Source organism: Achromobacter sp. SIMBA_011 (assembly GCF_046535435.1).
GTDB classification, from domain to species: domain Bacteria; phylum Pseudomonadota; class Gammaproteobacteria; order Burkholderiales; family Burkholderiaceae_B; genus Achromobacter; species Achromobacter dolens.
This window is the reverse complement of the sequence record NZ_JAWRWN010000110.1, coordinates 1-374: the sequence shown is the minus strand read 5'-3', so window position 1 is coordinate 374 and position 374 is coordinate 1. Positions and strand designations below refer to the sequence as shown.

1 pseudogene is annotated in these 374 nt (G+C 65.5%); it reads left to right on the top strand.

The window, feature by feature from the left end:
• Window positions 1–374, top strand: a pseudogene (locus tag SB816_RS30150) (pyruvate dehydrogenase (acetyl-transferring), homodimeric type); the annotation flags it as partial.

Genomic DNA, 374 nt, shown 5'->3' with positions numbered 1-374 from the left:
CGCGCGTGGCTTTCTTGTCGGCGCGACGGCGGGACGCACGACGCTGTCCGGCGAAGGCTTGCAGCACCAGGACGGGACGAGCCATGTGGTCGCGGCGGCGGTCCCGAACTGTCGTGCCTACGATCCGGCGTTTGCCGGTGAAGTGGCGGTGATCGTCGATCATGGTGCGCGACGCATGCTCGAACAGCAGTGCGACGAGTTCTACTATTTGACGGTGACCAACGAGAACTACACGCATGCACCGATCGAGCCGGAGCAGTATGCCGACATCGTCAAGGGCATGCGCTGGTTCGGCACGCGCGGCGACGGGCCGGCAGGCGTTCGGCTGCTGGGCTCGGGGTCGATTCTTCGCGAAGTCATTCTCGCGGCGGAAC